Source organism: Pseudomonas sp. GM48 (genome assembly GCF_000282335.1).
Lineage (GTDB): Bacteria > Pseudomonadota > Gammaproteobacteria > Pseudomonadales > Pseudomonadaceae > Aquipseudomonas.
The window spans coordinates 41,412-59,167 of the sequence record NZ_AKJM01000034.1; the positions used below are offsets into that span (position 1 = coordinate 41,412).

A 17,756-nucleotide genomic window follows, 5' to 3' on the forward strand; every position below is an offset into this window, starting at 1 on the left:
CGATGCCGCAGGTCATTTTTCTGCCACACGAGAAGTTTTGCCCCGAAGGCATGGTTGTGGAGGCTGAGACCGGTACGTCCATCCTCGAACTGGCCCATGAGCACCATATCGAGATGGAAAGCGCTTGCGGTGGCGTCTGCGCTTGCACCACCTGTCACTGCATCATTCGCGAGGGTTTCGACTCGCTGGAAGAGGCTGACGAGCTGGAAGAGGACTATCTTGACAAGGCTTGGGGTCTGGAAGCCCAGTCGCGCCTGGGCTGTCAGGCCAAGGTCGGGACTGAAGACCTGACCGTCGAAATTCCGAAGTACTCGCTCAACCACGCAGCCGAAGCAGCGCACTGATTCAAGGAATTGTCATGAAACTCAAGTGGACTGATGTGCTGGAGATCGCGATCCAGCTAGCTGAAAGCAAGCCCGACGTGGACCCTATGTCGGTCAATTTCGTCGATCTGCGTACATGGGTGATGGAATTGCCCGATTTCGACGACAAACCTGAGCATTGTGGCGAAAAGATCCTGGAGGCCATTCAGGCCCACTGGATCGAAGAACGCGACTGAGCCACGCCGCAGGTTAGGCAATACCCGAGAACCCGCGTATAATTCGCGGGTTTAATTTTTCGTAAATTACCGTTTCTGGAGTTACACCATGGCTGTTCAACGTACTTTCTCCATCATCAAGCCTGACGCCGTTGCTAAAAACGTGATCGGCGAGATCACCACTCGTTTCGAAAAAGCTGGCCTGCGCGTTGTAGCTTCGAAACTGAAGCAACTGTCCAAAGCCGAAGCTGAAGGCTTCTACGCTGAGCACAGCGCTCGTGGTTTCTTCAACGACCTGGTTGCCTTCATGATCTCCGGTCCGGTTGTCGTTCAGGTTCTGGAAGGCGAAAACGCTATCGCTCTGAACCGTGAGCTGATGGGCGCTACCAACCCTAAAGAAGCTGCTGCCGGCACCATCCGTGCTGACTTCGCTGACTCCATCGACGCCAACGCCGTACACGGTTCGGACTCCGAAGCCGCTGCCGCTCGCGAAATCGCATACTTCTTCGCAGCTACTGAAGTAACCACTCGCTAAGCATTGGCTTAAGAGTGAAGGTGAATCCATGACTACATCGACTGTAAAAACTAACCTGCTGGGTCTGACTCAGTTGGAAATGGAAAAATTCTTCGACTCAATCGGGGAGAAGCGTTTCCGTGCCGGTCAGGTAATGAAATGGATTCACCACTTTGGTGTCGATGATTTCGACGCCATGACGAACGTCAGCAAGGCCTTGCGCGAAAAGCTCAAGGCTGTTGCTGAGGTCCGTGGTCCGGAAGTGGTCAGCGAGGACATTTCCAGCGACGGCACCCGCAAGTGGGTGGTGCGCGTGGCGTCCGGCAGCTGCGTCGAGACCGTGTACATTCCCCAGGGCAAGCGCGGCACCTTGTGCGTTTCGTCCCAGGCAGGCTGTGCCCTGGATTGCAGTTTCTGCTCCACCGGCAAGCAAGGCTTCAACAGCAACCTCACCGCCGCCGAAGTCATTGGCCAGGTGTGGATTGCCAACAAATCCTTTGGCAGCGTCCCGGCAACCGTCGACCGTGCCATCACCAACGTGGTGATGATGGGCATGGGTGAGCCGCTGCTGAACTTCGACAACGTCGTCGCGGCCATGCATTTGATGATGGACGACCTGGGCTACGGCATTTCCAAGCGCCGTGTAACCCTGTCGACCTCCGGCGTGGTGCCGATGATTGATGAGCTCTCCAAGCACATCGACGTCTCCCTGGCGTTGTCCCTGCACGCACCGAATGACGCATTGCGTAACCAATTGGTGCCGATCAACAAAAAATATCCGCTTAAGATGCTGCTCGAGTCGTGCCAGCGCTACATGTCGAATCTCGGCGAAAAGCGCGTGCTGACCATCGAGTACACCTTGCTCAAAGACATCAATGACAAGGTCGAGCACGCGGTGGAAATGATCGAGTTGCTCAAGAACATCCCGTGCAAGATCAACCTGATCCCGTTCAACCCGTTCCCGCATTCCGGTTACGAGCGTCCGAGCAATAACGCGATTCGTCGTTTCCAGGATCAGCTTCATCATGCCGGTTTCAACGTCACCGTCCGCACCACCCGTGGTGAAGACATCGACGCGGCCTGTGGTCAATTGGTAGGGCAGGTGCTGGATCGCACCCGTCGCAGCGAACGTTATATCGCCGTGCGTGAATTGAACGCTGACAACGATATGGCTCAAAACGCTGCGGAATAACCGAGAGAGGATCTCTATGTCACTGCGCTTTGCGCTGCTTTTGCTGTTGGCCAGCCTGTGTGCTGGCTGCGTGCTTTCGGGTGACTACAACCCGATGAAGACCAGCGAGGGCCGTGATGAAGCGCGTGCGGCGTATGTGCAGCTCGGTATTGGATATTTGCAACAAGGCATGACCGAGCGCGCCAAGGTTCCGCTGAAAAAAGCGTTGGAGCTGGATGGCTCCGACCCGGATGCCAATGCGGCGCTGGGCTTGGTGTTCCAGGCCGAGATGGAACCGGAACTTGCCGACGAGCATTTTCGCCAGGCACTGTCTTCCCGTCCCGGCGATGCACGAATCCTCAATAACTACGGCAGTTTTTTGTTCGAGCAGAAACGTTACAAGGAAGCCTACGAGCGCTTTGAACAAGCCGCTGCCGATACCCTGTATCCTGAGCGTTCGCGGGTGTTCGAGAACCTGGGTATGACCGCTGCGATGCTCGGTCAGCGCGATTTGGCCCGGCAGCAACTGGAAAAAGCCCTGCGCCTGAATCGCCAACAACCACGTGCATTGCTGGAAATGGCTGAGTTGTCTTACGAAGACAGGCATTATGTGCCCGCGCGCGATTACTACGACCGTTTTAACCAGCTCGCCGAACAAAATGCACGTAGTCTATTGCTCGGCGTTCGACTGGCAAAAGTGTTTGAAGATCGCGACAAGGCCGCAAGTGCCGGCCTGCAACTAAAACGACTCTATCCCGGTACGCCGGAATATCAGCAATACCTGTCGGAGCAATGATGAAAGCGGCGCATCCCGAAGTTGTAGCAGCGAATCGCGTTAACCCCGGTGAGACACTGCGCCAGGCCCGCGAAAGCAATGGCTGGTCGCTGGCCGAAGTGGCCCTCAAGCTCAACCTCACCGTCAATTCCCTGAGCAATCTTGAAGCGGGCCAATTCGACAAACTGCCTGGGCATACCTTTGCCCGCGGTTATATTCGTGCCTACGCCAAGTTGCTCGGCATGGATCAGGCCGTTCTGGTCCAGCAGTTCGATCAATCCACCGGCAGCGACTCCCAGGGCAGCAGCGTCCACAGCCTGGGCCGTATCGAAGAACCGGTTCGGGTTTCCCACACCATTTTGCGAATTGTCAGCCTGCTGCTGCTGATTGCGGTGATCGGTGGCGGTTTTGTCTGGTGGCAGGACCAAACCTCGATGCGCACCAAGGACCTGATCGGTCTGGCTCCGGAACACGTTGAAGTCGAAGGCGCCGACGGTACCACACAGATTCATCCGCTGGACGAGCCGGAAGACCAGGCCGTCGTGGAAGGTCAGACCGAAGGCGGAACCGCCCTCGCGCTGCCACAGGCCGATACTCCGGCTGAAGAACCTGAGCAGACGCAGGCGACTGCACCGGCCGCAGCCCCTGCAGCCCCGACCACACCCGCCGCGCCCGCTCACGCTACCGCGCCCGTTGTCGCAGCGCCGGTGACCCCGGCAACTCCGGCCCCGGCAGCTCCTGCCGCCCCGGCCCCGGTGGTCACTGCGCCGGTAGCCCCGAGTGCTCCAGCTCCAGCGGTAACCGCGCCTGTAGCCGGTCAAGGCCAGGTTCAGGTGCAGTTCACCGCCGATTGCTGGACACAAGTGACCGACGGTAGCGGCAAGGTGCTGTTCAGTGGTCTCAAACGCAAAGGCGACAGCCTGGCAGTCAATGGCAAACCACCGTTCGCCGTACGCCTGGGTTTCGCCCGCGGCGCTCAGGTCAGCTACAACGGCCAGCCGGTTGATGTCGCTCCGTTCACCAGTGGCGAGACTGCTCGCCTGAAGTTGGGTCAATAAGTCATGCACGGCGAATCTCCAATCAAACGTCGCGAATCCCGTAAGATCTGGGTCGGTAACGTGCCTGTGGGCGGCGATGCGCCTATCGCTGTGCAGAGCATGACCAACAGCGACACCAACGATGTCGCGGCCACCGTTGCGCAAATCAATCGTCTGGAAGCGGCCGGCGTCGATATCGTGCGGGTCTCCGTACCGGACATGGACGCTGCCGAAGCCTTCGGCAAGATCAAGCAACTGGTCAAGGTGCCCTTGGTTGCCGACATCCACTTCGACTACCGCATCGCGTTGCGCGTAGCCGAACTGGGTGTCGATTGCCTGCGGATCAACCCGGGCAACATCGGCCGCGAAGACCGCGTGCGCGCGGTGGTCGATGCCGCCCGTGACCGCGGGATCCCGATCCGTATCGGCGTGAACGCCGGTTCCCTGGAAAAGGACCTGCAAAAGAAATACGGCGAGCCGACTCCGGCCGCGCTGGTCGAGTCTGCCTTGCGCCACGTCGAGCACCTTGAGCGCCTGAACTTCCAGGACTTCAAGGTCAGCGTTAAAGCTTCCGATGTGTTCATGGCCGTCGAGGCCTATCGCTTGCTGGCCAAGGAAATCGTCCAGCCGCTGCACCTGGGCATCACCGAAGCCGGTGGTTTGCGTTCCGGCACGGTGAAATCTGCCGTGGGCCTCGGTATGCTGCTCGCCGAAGGGATTGGCGATACTATCCGCATCTCGTTGGCGGCCGACCCGGTCGAGGAAGTGAAAGTCGGCTACGACATTCTCAAATCCCTGCACCTGCGTTCCCGTGGCATCAACTTCATCGCCTGCCCGAGCTGCTCGCGGCAGAACTTCGATGTGGTCAAGACCATGAACGAGCTGGAAGGGCGCCTCGAAGATTTGCTGGTGCCGCTGGATGTCGCGGTCATCGGTTGCGTGGTCAACGGCCCGGGCGAAGCCAAGGAAGCCCATATCGGCTTGACCGGCGGTACGCCAAACCTGATTTACATCGACGGCAAGCCGTCGCAGAAGCTGACGAATGACAATCTGGTGGATGAGCTTGAACGCTTGATCCGCCAGAAAGCGGCCGAGAAGGTCGAAGCTGACGCTGCCGTTATTGCGCGCGGCTAAGCCTGGCTAAAAAGAGCCGAACGAATTAAGGAATTTAAGTGAGCAAGTCTCTGCAAGCCATTCGTGGCATGAACGACATCCTGCCCGAACAGACTCCCCTTTGGCGTCATTTCGAAGGCACCGTTTCGCGCCTGCTGGATAACTACGGTTACAAGCAGATCCGCATGCCGATCGTCGAGTTCACCGAACTGTTCAAGCGTTCCATCGGTGAAGTGACCGACATCGTCGAAAAAGAGATGTACACCTTCGACGACCGCAACGGCGACTCCCTGACCCTGCGCCCTGAAGGCACGGCGGCCTGTGTGCGCGCGGTGCTGGAGCACGGCATCACTGGCGGCGGCCAGGTTCAGAAACTCTGGTACATCGGTCCGATGTTCCGCCACGAGCGTCCGCAGAAAGGCCGCTATCGCCAGTTCCACCAGATCGGTGTCGAAGTGTTCAACCTCGACGGTCCGGACATCGACGCCGAGCTGATCGTGCTGACCTGGCGCCTGTGGGGCGAACTGGGCATCCGCGATGCGGTAAAACTCGAGCTCAACAGCCTGGGCACCAGCGAGTCCCGTGGCCGCTATCGTGAAGCGCTGGTCGAGTACCTCTCGGCGCACATGGACAAGCTCGACGAAGACAGCCAGCGTCGTCTGAAAACCAACCCGCTGCGGGTTCTTGATACCAAGAACGCCGACACCCAGGCGGTATTGGTCGATGCGCCGAAAATGGCCGACTACCTCGATGAAGAATCCCGCGTGCACTTCGAGGGCCTCAAGGCTCGCCTGGACGCCGCCGGCATTCCTTACGTGATCAACCCGAAGCTGGTTCGCGGGCTGGATTACTACAGCAAGACCGTTTTCGAATGGGTCACCGACAAACTCGGCGCCCAGGGCACCGTGTGTGCCGGTGGCCGTTACGACGGTCTGGTGGAGCAGATGGGCGGCAAGCCGACCGCCGGTGTTGGCTTTGCCATGGGCATCGAACGCCTGGTGCTGTTGCTGGAAACCCTGGAGCAGATCCCGGAAGAGATCTCCCGTCAGGTCGACGTCTACCTCTGCGCCTTCGGTGAAGCCGCAGAACTGGCTGGCCTGACCCTGGCTGAGCGTGTGCGTGATCAGTTGCCCAACCTGCGCCTGCAAGTGAATGCCGGCGCCGGCAGTTTCAAAAGCCAGTTCAAGAAGGCCGACAAGAGCGGTGCGCTGTACGCGCTGATCCTCGGTGACGACGAAATGGCCCAGCAAGTGGTAGGTTTCAAACCCCTGCGTGGCCAGGGCGAACAACAAAGCATTGCCTGGGATGCGCTTGCAGCACACCTGGCCACCTGCGTCGTGCAGGATTGAAGCTGTCTAAACAGCCGAATTAGCGATTAAGGAGTATTGGGGTGTCGAGTACCGAAGACGAACATGTGGCGGAATTGAAGGAATGGTGGTCACGCAACGGTAAGCCCCTGGTTACTGGCGGCCTGTTGGCGCTGGTCATCGTGTTCGGCTGGCAGGCGTTCCACAAGTATCAGAGCAATCAGTCGCAAGGCGCCTCGATTCTCTATCAGCAATTGCTCGAAACCACGCTGACGCCTGACGGCAAGCCTGATGCGGCGCGTGTTTCGGACCTGGCCGGCAAGCTCAACAGCGAGTTCGGCGGTAGCGCCTACGCGCAGTACGGCAGCCTGTTCGTGGCCAAAGTGGCGGTGGACAGCGGCAAGCTGGACGACGCGGCCAGCGAGCTGAAAGCCATTGTCGACAAACCGGCCAACCCGGCGCTGGGCGAAATCGCCCGTCAGCGTCTGGCCCAGGTACTCGGTGCGCAGAACAAGGCCGACGAAGCGTTGAAACTGCTTGAAGGCGATGCCGACAAGGCATTCCTGGCCACTCGCGAAGAACTCAAGGGCGACCTGCTGGTGCAGTTGGGTCGTACCGATGAGGCGAGCGCGGCGTATCAAAAAGCCAAGGCGGCACTGTCGGATGAAGCGGCGGTCGGTGGCCTGCAAATCAAGCTGGACGACCTGGCCAAAGGGGATGCGTGACGTGATTCGTTGGAAACATGCAGCATTGCTGGCTCTGGCCTTGTTGGCCGCGGGTTGCAGCAGCAACAGCAAGAAAGAACTGCCTCCGGCCGAACTGGTCGACTTCAAGGAAGAAGTGGTTCTGCACAAGCAGTGGAGTCGTTCGATCGGTGACGGTCAGGGCGAAACCTACAACATGCTGGTTCCGGCCATCGATGGCGAAACCATCTATGCCGCCGACGTCACTGGCGTGTTGATGGCGATGGACCGCAACACGGGCGACGTCAAATGGAAGAAAGATCTCGAACTGCCTGTTTCCGGTGCTGTCGGTGTCGGTTACGGTCTGGTCACCATCGGTACGCTCAAGGGTGAAATCGTTGCCCTGGACGCGATCAATGGTGAAGAAAAGTGGCGCGCTCGCGTGTCCAGCGAAGTGTTGGCTCCGCCAGCCAACAACGGTGACGTTGTGGTGGTTCAGACCCAGGACGATCGTCTGATCGGCCTGGATGCCTCCACCGGTAACCGCCGCTGGATCTATGACAGCACCCCTGCGGTACTGACCCTGCGTGGTACCAGTGCGCCGATCGTGACCAACCGCCTCGCGGTGGCTGGCCTGTCGACCGGTAAAGTGGTTGCCGTGGATATCTCCAACGGCGTGCCGGTGTGGGAACAGCGCGTAGCGATCCCGCAAGGTCGTTCGGAGCTGGAGCGTGTGGTCGATATCGACGGTGGCTTGCTGCTGTCGGGCGGGACGCTGTATGTCGCCAGCTATCAAGGGCGCGTTGCCGCACTGGACCTGCAAAGCGGCCGTCAGCTCTGGCAGCGTGATGCTTCCAGCTACGCCGGTGTCGCCCAGGGTTTGGGCTCCGTTTATGTGAGCCTGTCTTCGGGCACCGTTGAAGGCGTCGACGAACGTTCTACCTCGGCCTTGTGGAGCAACGATTCGCTGGCCCGTCGTCAACTGTCGGCCCCGGAAGTGTTCTCCAGTTACGTTGCAGTCGGTGACCTGGAAGGTTACCTGCACCTGTTGAGTCAGGTGGACGGTCGATTCGTCGGCCGTGAACGCATCGACAGCGACGGCCTGCGTGCCCGTCCGCTGGTGGTGGGTGACACGATTTATGTGTATGGCAACAGCGGCAAACTGGAAGCCCTGACCATCAAGTAACGACTATGCTTGGGTTTTAACCCCAAGCGGCTTCACCTGTAGGAGCGAGCTTGCTCGCGATGGACGTCAACGATTACGTTTGCTGTCTGAATAAACGCGGTGTTGTTGCGTTTTTCGCGAGCAAGCCCGCTCCCACAGTGTTGCCCCCGAGCACCAGCCGCTGCCTCGCAGCGGCTTTTGTATTTTCTGAAATAACGAAGTGGAGAGCCGCATGGTTCCCGTAATCGCCCTGGTGGGCCGACCGAACGTCGGCAAGTCCACCTTGTTCAACCGCCTGACCAGGACTCGTGACGCCATCGTCGGCGACTTGTCCGGTCTGACCCGTGATCGCCAGTACGGTGAGGCCAAGTGGCAAGGGCGTTCCTACATTCTGATCGACACCGGCGGTATCTCCGGTGACGAGCACGGTATGGACGAAAAGATGGCCGAGCAGTCGCTGCTGGCCATTGAAGAAGCGGATGTCGTTCTGTTCCTGGTAGATGCCAAGGCCGGTTTCACCGCCGCCGACCAGATGATCGCCGAGCATTTGCGCAAACGTAACAAGCGTTCCCACGTGGTGGCCAACAAGGTCGACAACATCGACCCGGAAATGGCCCGCGCCGAATTCGCCCCGTTGGGCATGGGCCATGCGATCCCGATCGCCGGTGCCCACGGCCGTGGTATCACCCAGTTGCTGGAAGCGGCACTGAGTGAATTCCCGCGTGACGAAGACGAGCCGCAGGAAGGCGAAGAGGAAGAGGTCGTCGCCGAAGGCGAGGAAGCCAAGCGCATTCCTGGCCCAAGCGAAAAAGACGGGATCAAGATCGCGATCATCGGCCGTCCTAACGTCGGCAAGTCGACCCTGGTCAACCGCATGCTCGGTGAAGACCGGGTAATCGTCTATGACCAACCCGGCACCACCCGCGACAGTATCTACATCCCGTTCGAGCGTAACGACGAGAAGTACACGCTGATCGACACTGCCGGTGTGCGCAAGCGCGGCAAGATCCACGAAGAAGTCGAAAAGTTCTCCGTGGTCAAAACCCTGCAAGCGATCAAAGACGCCAACGTGGTGATCTTCGTGATGGACGCCCGCGAAGGTGTGGTCGATCACGACCTCAACCTGCTGGGCTTCGCCATTGAATCGGGTCGTGCGCTGGTGATCGCGATCAACAAGTGGGACGGCATGACGCCGAGCGAGCGCGACTTCGTGAAGGTCGAGCTGCAGCGTCGGCTGTTCTTCGTTGACTACGCCGATATCCACTTCATTTCGGCACTGCATGGCACTGGTGTGGGTAACCTCTACGCCTCGGTACAGAACTCGTTCAAGTCCGCGGTCACCCGCTGGCCGACGAGCCGCCTGACCCAGATTCTCGAAGACGCGGTGAGCGAACACCAGCCGCCGATGGTCAACAGCCGCCGGATCAAGCTGCGTTATGCCCACCTTGGTGGTGCGAACCCGCCGATCATCGTGATCCACGGCAACCAGATCGAGAAAGTGCCGAAGTCTTACGTGCGCTATCTGGAAAACACTTACCGTCGTGTGCTGAAGCTGGTCGGTACGCCGATCCGCATCGAGTTCAAGGGTGGCGAGAACCCGTACGAAGGCAACAAGAACACGCTCACCGACCGCCAGGTCAACAAGAAGCGTCGCTTGATGTCGCACCACAAGAAAGCCGACAAGAAGCGTCGCGACAAGCGCTGATTCAAGTCTCCACACTAATCTTGTGTGGAGGGCTTGTTGTGGCGAGGGAGCTTGCTCCCGCTCGACTGCACAGCAGTCGCAAAATCAACCAGCGCGTTCTGCCTGAACGATTGCGGTTGCAGATATTGGGACCGCTTTGCGGTCCAGCGGGAGCAAGCTCCCTCGCCACGGGTTTTTGTGGTGATTGCACTAGAAGAAGGGCGCCAGTTGGCGCCCTTTTTTTATGGGTTCCGTTTGGGCTATCCTCGAGGGCTCCCGCGCCGTCGTTAGAGCCGGGTGTTCAGTAGGGAACCACCGATGATCACCAGCAAGCTGCCGAATGTCGGCATCACTATCTTCACTCAGATGTCTCAGCTCGCGGCACAGACCGGCGCGCTCAATCTGTCCCAGGGCTTTCCCGATTTCGCGGCCCCACAGGCCCTGTGCGATGCGGTTGGCCGGCATATCGCCAGTGGCCATAACCAGTATTCGCCGATGACCGGGCTGCCGGTGTTGCGTCAGCAGATTGCGGTGAAGATCGCCCGCAGCTATGGCGCGCAGGTGGATGCGGATACTGAAGTGACGGTCACCCCAGGCGCGACCGAAGCGATTTTCTGTGCCATTCAGGCGGTTATCCACAGCGGCGACGAAGTCATCGTGTTTGACCCGGCATACGACAGCTACGAGCCCTCGGTAGAGCTGGCCGGCGGTCGTTGCGTGCACGTACAACTGGGCTTGAACGATTTCAGTATCGACTTCGAGAAGCTTGCCCAGGCACTGAGCCCGCGCACGCGGATGATCATTCTCAACTCCCCGCACAACCCCAGTGGTGCGCTGATCAGTCGTGCCGAACTGGACCAGTTGGCGACGTTGATCCGCGATCGCGACATCTATCTGATCAGCGACGAAGTCTACGAACACCTGGTGTATGACGGTGTGCCCCATGTCAGCGTGCTGGCCCATGAAGAGCTGTATCAGCGTGCTTTCGTGGTCAGCTCGTTCGGCAAGACCTACCACGTCACCGGCTGGAAAACCGGCTACGTGGTCGCGCCACCGGCCCTGACGGCGGAATTGCGCAAGGTGCACCAGTACGTCAATTTCTGTGGTGTGACGCCGCTGCAATACGCCTTGGCCGACTTCATGGCCGAACACCCGGAACACGTCGAAGAGCTGCCGGACTTCTATCAGGCCAAGCGTGATCTGTTCTGCGATCTGCTGGCGCCGTCACGTTTCAGTTTCACCCGGGTGACCGGCACCTATTTCCAGTTGGTCGATTACTCACAGATCCGCCCGGACCTCAATGACGTCGAGATGGCCCTGTGGATGACTCGCGAGCATGGCGTGGCAAGTATCCCGATCTCGGTGTTCTACCAGACGCCTCCTGAAGGCCAGCGCCTGGTGCGGCTGTGCTTTGCCAAGCGTGAGGAGACCCTGCGTGAGGCAGCGGAAAAACTATGCGTGATCTGAGTGCATTGCCCAATCTGAACGTGGCGCTGATCCAGACATCCCTGGCCTGGCATGACCGTCAGGCTAACCTGGAGCATTTCGAACCGTTGCTGGAGCAGGCTCGCGGCGCTGACCTGATCATCCTGCCGGAAATGTTTACCACTGGGTTCTCCATGGAATCCGAGACACTCGCCGAGCCGGAAAACGGTCCCACCAGCAAGTGGCTGCGGGTTCAGGCGGCGAAGCTGGATGCGGTGATCACCGGTAGCGTGATCGTTCAGGCCGCCGACGGCAGCCACCGCAATCGTCTGCTGTGGGCGCGTCCGGACGGCGAAGTGTTGCACTACGACAAGCGTCACCTGTTCCGCATGGCCGGCGAGCACAACCACTACACCCCCGGCGAACACCAGGTGCAGTTCGAGCTCAAGGGCTGGCGAGTGCGGCCGCTGATTTGCTACGACTTGCGCTTCCCGGTGTGGAGTCGCGACGCCCAGGACACGGATCTGCTGCTGTACACCGCGAACTGGCCGGGCGCTCGACGTCAGCACTGGAACCGCTTGCTGCCTGCGCGAGCGATCGAAAACCTGTGCTACGTGGCGGCGGTCAATCGCGTCGGGACTGATGGCAAAGGCTTTGCTTATACCGGTGACAGTCAGGTGCTGGATTTCCAGGGCGAGACGTTGCTCGGTGCCGGAGAGGCTGACGGGGTGTTCAAGGTGACTTTGGATGCGGCAGAGCTGGCCGCGTATCGGCAGCGGTTTCCGGCGAATCTGGATGCCGATACTTTCGAGTTCACCTGATATTTTCGCTGCCTGACAGGGCCTCTTCGCGGGCAAGCCCGCTCCCACAGTTGTTCAATATGAACACGGACAATGTGGGAGCGGGCTTGCCCGCGAAGGGGCCGGTTCAGACAACACAAAACAAGCAGGCAAAAAAAGGCCCCGGGGTTCACACCATCGGGGCCTTTTGCTTTTCGGCTAACAGCTTACGCCGCTTTCGCTTCCGGCTGGCTCAGCGAACGGTTCAGCGCGCTGAACAGGGCCTTGAAGCTGGCGGTGGTGATGTTTTCGTCGATGCCGACACCGTGCACCGCACGTTCACCGTTGACGCGCAGTTCAATGTAGGCCGCAGCCCTGGCATTGGTGCCCGCGCCGATGGCGTGCTCGTTGTAGTCCATGATTTCCACCGGAATCGGCAGGCCGGCTACCAGTGCTTCCAGGGCGCCGTTGCCCTTGCCGCGCCAGTGCAGGTTGGTTTCGCCCTGGCCTTGGCTGGCGACTTCGACTTCCACCGCGCTGTGGCCGTTCTCTTCTTGCAGGCGATGGCTGACCAGCGCGTACGGGGTGTTGGCCTGCAAGTACTCGCTGTACAGCAGCGCGTGGATTTGCTGGGCGGTCATTTCCAGGCCCAGGCGGTCGGTTTCACGCTGCACGACCTGGCTGAACTCGATTTGCATGCGGCGCGGCAGGCTGATGCCATATTCCTGTTCCAGGAGGTAGGCGATACCACCCTTGCCCGATTGGCTGTTGACGCGGATGACCGCCTCGTAGCTACGGCCGATGTCGGCCGGGTCGATCGGCAGGTATGGCACTTCCCACAACTCGTCCGGTTTCTGCTGGGCAAAGCCCTTGCGGATCGCGTCCTGGTGCGACCCAGAGAACGCGGTGTGCACCAGGTCGCCGACGTACGGGTGACGCGGGTGCACCTGGATCTGGTTGCACTCTTCGACGACTTTGCGCACGCCGTCGATGTCGGAGAAGTCCAGCTCAGGGTTCACGCCCTGGGTGTAGAGGTTCAGGGCCACGGTCACGAGGTCGACGTTACCGGTACGCTCGCCGTTGCCGAACAGGCAGCCTTCGACGCGGTCGGCGCCGGCCATCAGGCCCAGTTCGGTCGCCGCAACGCCAGTGCCACGGTCGTTGTGGGTGTGCAGGCTGATGATCACGCTGTCACGACGGTTGATGTGACGGCCGAACCATTCGATCTGGTCGGCATAGATGTTCGGCGTCGCGCATTCGACGGTGGCCGGCAGGTTGAGGATCATCTTGTGCTCGGGCGTCGGGTTCCAGACTTCGATCACCGCGTCGCAGACTTCCTTGGCGAACTCCAGTTCGGTAGCGCTGAAGGTTTCTGGCGAGTATTCGAAGGTCCACTCGGTGTCCGGCTGCATGGCCGCGTACTTGACGAACAACTTGGCGGCGTTAACGGCGATGGCCTTGATCCCGTCCTTGTCCTGGTTGAAGACAATGCGGCGGAAGGAAGGGGAGGTCGCGTTGTACAGGTGAACGATGGCTTTCTTCGCGCCGCGCAGGGATTCGAAGGTGCGCTCGATCAGGTCTTCACGGCCCTGGGTCAGCACCTGGATGGTGGTGTCGTCCGGGATGTGGTTGCCTTCGATCAGGGTGCGAACGAAGTCGAAGTCGGTTTGCGAGGCGGCCGGGAACGACGCTTCGATTTCCTTCACGCCGACCTGAACCAGGGTTTTCCAGAAGCGCAGCTTCTTGACCGCGTCCATCGGCTCGATCAGCGACTGGTTGCCGTCGCGCAGGTCGGAACTGCACCAGATCGGCGCGGCGGTGATGGTTTTCGATGGCCAGGTGCGGTCCGGAATGTCGATGGTCGGGAACGCGCGGTATTTCGAAGACGGGTCTTTAAGCATGCTCATCAGGAAATCCTTATTGTGTGGGCCGAAAAAAGGCGGCCTGCCGGTGGATCAAAAGTTCTTGGAGTAACGCTTGGGACGAGGCACCACGATTCAGCCCGGCAGTCGTGCACTGACAAGGCACAGGCTGCTGTGCTGGCGGAGCTGAATGAGGGTGTGAGAGGTTTTCATGCCTTCAACCCTAACCGCGGGGGTGAAGGTTGGCAAGCAGTCGAAAAAAATTGAGAGGAATACTCGTGAGTGAGTATTTATCGAGATTTTATTGCTGTGATTGGCAATGATTGTTTTGTTGTTTGCGCAAGGTTTGAGTGGTGCGCAATTGGTGTGGGGTGTGGCTGGACGACTTTCGGTGCCTGTGAAATTGCCATCGCGAGCAAGCTCGCTCCCACATTGGATCTGCGTGAACACGGACACTGTGGGAGCGAGCTTGCTCGCGATGGCGTCAGCTGCCTTACGCAATAATCAAGGTTGAAACGCACCAATAAAGATGGCCGGATCCACCCGCGCATCGTTCAGGCTGACGTTCCAGTGCATGTGCGGTCCGGTCGCGCGGCCAGTCGCACCGACTTTGCCGACTACGCCGCCCCGGGCCAGTTGCTGGCCGACCTTCACGTCGATTTTCGACATGTGGCAGAACATGCTGATAAAGCCCTGGCCATGGTCGACGAACACCGTATTTCCATTGAAAAAGTAGTTGCCGATCAGGATCACCTTGCCCGCGGCCGGGGTCTTGATCGGCGTGCCAGCGCCCACGGCGAAATCCAGACCCGAATGAGGATTACGCTCCTCACCGTTGAAGAAGCGCCGCACGCCGAACTTGCTCGACAGCGGCCCGTTCACCGGTTTGTCCAGCAGCACGTTGCTCGGGGTGTTGGGGCTGAACGTGCGGTAAGCGGCAATCTGTTCGGCCAATTCACGCTCGATGCGCTTGAGGTTTTCCGGGTCCGGATTGACCTGTTGGGTGTTCTTCAGGGTGATGCGCTGTTCCGGGTATGTCTTGCTGCCAACCGTGAAACTCAGATTACGACCGCCGCTGCTGATCGATTGAGTCCCTGGTTTGACCGTCAGCGGCACGCCGACGATGGCCAGCCAGTTTTCCTGTTCCTTGACCACCAGCACCGGTTTGCCTTGATAACTGGCTTTTGGCGCCTGGGCGGATGTGCCCAGGTCCACCACCGCAACGCCGCCCGGCACCGGTTTGTTCAACAGGCGGGTGATGTAGCTATCGGCGTGGGCATTGAAGGTCAGGCACAGCAACAGCAATGGAGCCAGGAAGCGCGGCATGGATCAGTCCAGTAAAGAAAGGGTGACGGGCGTCAGGTGATTGTCTTCGACCCGCACTTGCAGTTCGCCTTCGCCCAGTTTGGCTTTCAGGCGCTGGCCGGTATGGGTTTGCGCGGCGCTGCGGATCGCGTTGCCGCGCTCGTCCAGCAAAATGCTGTAACCACGGCCGAGGGTCGCCAACGGGCTGACTACATGCAGTGTCTGCATTTGGCTGTGCAATTGCAGGCGGCGGTTCTTCAGGCCTTCGCGGATGGCGCGTGGCAGGCGCTCGGCCAGGCTGTCGAGGCGCTGGCGCAGCATTGCCAGTTGCCGGCCTGGATGTTGTGCGGCCAGACGGGTTTCCAGGCGGATCAAGCGTTCGCGACGGGTGTTGAGGCTACGCTCGAACGCGCGGCGCATGCGCATGTCCAGGTCATCCAGGCGTTGCGCTTGCTGGCGCAGACGCTCGCCGGGATGGCGCAAGCGGCGAGAGATACCTTCCAGGCGTAGTCGATCGCGCATCAAGCGGTCACGCATGCGCATCACCAGCCGGCGGTGCAGGCTGTCGACCCGACGCACCAGGTCACTGGAGTCCGGTGCCAGCAATTCGGCGGCAGCGGAGGGGGTGGGTGCGCGAACGTCGGCCACGAAGTCGCTGATCGATACGTCGGTTTCATGGCCGACCGCGCTGACAATCGGCGTCACGCAAGCGTCTACGGCGCGGGCCACGGCTTCTTCGTTGAAGCACCAGAGGTCTTCCAGCGAACCGCCGCCACGGGCCAGGATCAGTGCGTCGAATCCGCGGGCATCCGCCAGTTTCAGGGCGCGGACAATCTGCGCAGTGGCTTCGCGGCCCTGTACGGCGGTGGGGATCAGCGTCAACTGCACCTGCGGTGCGCGACGGCGGAACACACTGATGATGTCGCGGATCACCGCGCCGGTGGGCGAACTGATGATGCCGATGCGTTGCGGATGCGCCGGTAGTGGGACCTTGCGCTCGGCACTGAACAGACCTTCGGCGCTGAGTTTTTCCTTGAGGGCATCGAAGGCCAGGCGCAAGGCGCCGTCGCCGGCCGGCTCCACGGTGTCGAGGATCAGCTGATAATCACCGCGCCCTTCGAACAGCGAGACTTTGCCACGTACCTTGACCGCGAGCCCGTCCTTCAACGCCTGGCGAACCCGTGCCGCGTTCTGCCGGAACAGCGCGCAACGCACCTGGGCGCCGCTGTCCTTGAGGGTGAAATACACGTGGCCCGACGCCGGGCGGGCGAGGTTGGAGATTTCGCCTTCGACCCAGATGTTGCTGAACACGTCTTCGAGCAACACCCGCGCGCGGCCGTTGAGCTGGCTGACAGTCAGGACTTCGCGGTCCAGGCCGAGTCTTGCAAAGGGATCTTTAATCATGGGGCGCAGTTTAAAGGCATTTGCCCGGCAATCTCCATGGCCCGGCATAAATCCCTTGTGGAGCCGCCTGATGTGGGAGCGGGCTTGCTCGCGAAAGCGGTGTGTCAGCCAGTTCAATGCTTGATGGAAGTCCGTATTCGCGAGCAAGCCCGCTCCCACAAAGGTAAAGTCACCGACGGGTATTCAAGGAAGATACGTGAATGAATGTGTTTGAACTGTTGAACCAGTGGCCATTCGGCTCGCTGGACTGGCTGGTCATCGGTGCGGGCATCGCCCTGGCCTACATCGTGTTCGGCATCGCCGGTTTCGGCACCGCGCTGGTGGCGGGGCCGATTCTGATCCTGTTCATGCCGCTGTCGAAGATCGTGCCGTTGCTGGTGTTGCTCGATTTTGTCGCGGCATTCGGCAATCTGCTGCCTTCGCGGCGCGATGTGGCGAGGCCGGAGTTGTTGCGGTTGCTGCCCTGTATGGCGGTGGGGTGCACGCTTGGAGTGATTTTTCTGCTGAACCTCAAGTCCGACTTGTTGCTGCTTTTGATGGGGTTGTTCATCAGCGCCTATGCGATTTACAGCCTGTGGATCAAAGTCCGCCCGACTCAACTGTCCGCCTTGTGGGCACTGCCGATGGGGACTGTGGGCGGAATGTTTGGCGCGTTGTTTGGCAGCGGCGGCTTTCTCTATGCGATCTATCTGAACAGCCGGTTGCCCAAGGAGGCGGCCAGGCCCACCCAGAGCGCACTGATCAGTTGCAGTACGGTGGTGCGTTTGAGCCTGTTTGCAATCGCCGGTGTGTATGCCGATTTGCCATTGCTGGCGCTGGCGGTGTGTCTGTTGCCGGCTATGGCACTGGGGCTGTGGTTCGGACGACGGTTGACCATGCGCTTGTCCCGCGAGGCGTTCGTGCGCCTGGTGACGTGGCTGGTGCTGGCCAGCGGGATCGCGTTGATCGGGCGCTATCTCAGTACCTGAAGATTCAACCTGTGGCGGGGAGTTGG

The 17,756-nt window shown here is 60.0% G+C and carries 17 protein-coding genes; 14 read left to right on the forward strand and 3 right to left on the reverse strand.

The window, feature by feature from the left end; all coding sequences use genetic code 11:
- The first annotated feature begins 2 nt into the window (after positions 1 to 2).
- From fdx to PMI28_RS24670, 13 genes are all read left to right on the forward strand, one after another.
- Entirely contained in the window at positions 3 to 344 is a 342-nt protein-coding gene (gene fdx, locus PMI28_RS24730; protein WP_007982752.1) for an ISC system 2Fe-2S type ferredoxin, read from the forward strand.
- Between the two features lie 14 nt (positions 345 to 358).
- On the forward strand, positions 359 to 559 hold the full coding sequence (gene iscX, locus PMI28_RS24725) for a Fe-S cluster assembly protein IscX (RefSeq protein ID WP_007982753.1): 201 nt from the start codon (positions 359 to 361) through the stop codon (positions 557 to 559).
- An 88-nt stretch (positions 560 to 647) separates the two neighbouring features.
- A complete protein-coding gene (gene ndk / locus PMI28_RS24720; protein WP_007982755.1) occupies positions 648 to 1,073 on the forward strand; it encodes a nucleoside-diphosphate kinase in 426 nt (141 codons plus the stop codon).
- 28 nt (positions 1,074 to 1,101) lie between these two features.
- The gene (gene rlmN, locus PMI28_RS24715; protein ID WP_007982757.1) at positions 1,102 to 2,244 is read left to right on the forward strand and encodes a 23S rRNA (adenine(2503)-C(2))-methyltransferase RlmN; all 1,143 of its coding nucleotides are present in this window, start codon (positions 1,102 to 1,104) and stop codon (positions 2,242 to 2,244) included.
- Between the two features lie 16 nt (positions 2,245 to 2,260).
- Positions 2,261 to 3,019, forward strand: a complete 759-nt coding sequence (pilW, locus tag PMI28_RS24710) for a type IV pilus biogenesis/stability protein PilW (RefSeq protein WP_007982759.1) — start codon at positions 2,261 to 2,263, stop codon at positions 3,017 to 3,019.
- On the forward strand, positions 3,019 to 4,056 hold the full coding sequence (locus tag PMI28_RS24705; RefSeq protein ID WP_007982762.1) for a RodZ domain-containing protein: 1,038 nt from the start codon (positions 3,019 to 3,021) through the stop codon (positions 4,054 to 4,056). Before pilW ends, PMI28_RS24705 begins: the two co-directional genes overlap by 1 nt.
- Positions 4,057 to 4,059: 3 nt before the next feature.
- Positions 4,060 to 5,169 carry a flavodoxin-dependent (E)-4-hydroxy-3-methylbut-2-enyl-diphosphate synthase gene (gene ispG / locus PMI28_RS24700; RefSeq protein WP_003185136.1) on the forward strand — a complete coding sequence of 370 codons (1,110 nt, stop codon included), beginning with the start codon at positions 4,060 to 4,062 and terminating at the stop codon, positions 5,167 to 5,169.
- A gap of 38 nt (positions 5,170 to 5,207) precedes the next feature.
- The gene (gene hisS / locus PMI28_RS24695) at positions 5,208 to 6,497 is read left to right on the forward strand and encodes a histidine--tRNA ligase (protein ID WP_007982764.1); all 1,290 of its coding nucleotides are present in this window, start codon (positions 5,208 to 5,210) and stop codon (positions 6,495 to 6,497) included.
- 41 nt (positions 6,498 to 6,538) lie between these two features.
- Positions 6,539 to 7,180: a YfgM family protein gene (locus PMI28_RS24690; protein WP_007982766.1), complete on the forward strand. Its 642-nt coding sequence runs from the start codon at positions 6,539 to 6,541 to the stop codon at positions 7,178 to 7,180.
- Positions 7,173 to 8,324 (forward strand): outer membrane protein assembly factor BamB, encoded by a 1,152-nt coding sequence (bamB, locus tag PMI28_RS24685; RefSeq protein WP_033063099.1) that lies wholly within the window; start codon positions 7,173 to 7,175, stop codon positions 8,322 to 8,324. Before PMI28_RS24690 ends, bamB begins: the two co-directional genes overlap by 8 nt.
- A 211-nt stretch (positions 8,325 to 8,535) precedes the next feature.
- The gene (der, locus tag PMI28_RS24680; RefSeq protein WP_007973987.1) at positions 8,536 to 10,008 is read left to right on the forward strand and encodes a ribosome biogenesis GTPase Der; all 1,473 of its coding nucleotides are present in this window, start codon (positions 8,536 to 8,538) and stop codon (positions 10,006 to 10,008) included.
- A gap of 297 nt (positions 10,009 to 10,305) precedes the next feature.
- The gene (locus PMI28_RS24675) at positions 10,306 to 11,454 is read left to right on the forward strand and encodes a pyridoxal phosphate-dependent aminotransferase (RefSeq protein WP_007982770.1); all 1,149 of its coding nucleotides are present in this window, start codon (positions 10,306 to 10,308) and stop codon (positions 11,452 to 11,454) included.
- Positions 11,442 to 12,233 (forward strand): amidohydrolase, encoded by a 792-nt coding sequence (locus PMI28_RS24670; RefSeq protein ID WP_007982773.1) that lies wholly within the window; start codon positions 11,442 to 11,444, stop codon positions 12,231 to 12,233. The genes PMI28_RS24675 and PMI28_RS24670 overlap by 13 nt, the downstream gene beginning before the upstream one ends.
- 185 nt (positions 12,234 to 12,418) lie before the next feature.
- On the opposite strand, the gene leuA is transcribed toward PMI28_RS24670, so the two are convergent.
- The 3 genes from leuA to xseA form a co-directional block, all read right to left on the reverse strand.
- Entirely contained in the window at positions 12,419 to 14,098 is a 1,680-nt protein-coding gene (gene leuA / locus PMI28_RS24665) for a 2-isopropylmalate synthase (protein ID WP_007982775.1), read from the reverse strand.
- 459 nt (positions 14,099 to 14,557) lie between these two features.
- Complete coding sequence (locus PMI28_RS24660; protein ID WP_007982777.1) at positions 14,558 to 15,379, reverse strand: peptidoglycan DD-metalloendopeptidase family protein; 822 nt, start codon at positions 15,377 to 15,379, stop codon at positions 14,558 to 14,560.
- Positions 15,380 to 15,382: 3 nt separating this feature from the next.
- Complete coding sequence (gene xseA / locus PMI28_RS24655; protein WP_033063101.1) at positions 15,383 to 16,762, reverse strand: exodeoxyribonuclease VII large subunit; 1,380 nt, start codon at positions 16,760 to 16,762, stop codon at positions 15,383 to 15,385.
- A 200-nt stretch (positions 16,763 to 16,962) separates the two neighbouring features.
- Between xseA and PMI28_RS24650 the strand changes: the two genes are divergently transcribed.
- Positions 16,963 to 17,730: a sulfite exporter TauE/SafE family protein gene (locus tag PMI28_RS24650; protein ID WP_007982781.1), complete on the forward strand. Its 768-nt coding sequence runs from the start codon at positions 16,963 to 16,965 to the stop codon at positions 17,728 to 17,730.
- Positions 17,731 to 17,756: the final 26 nt, after the last annotated feature.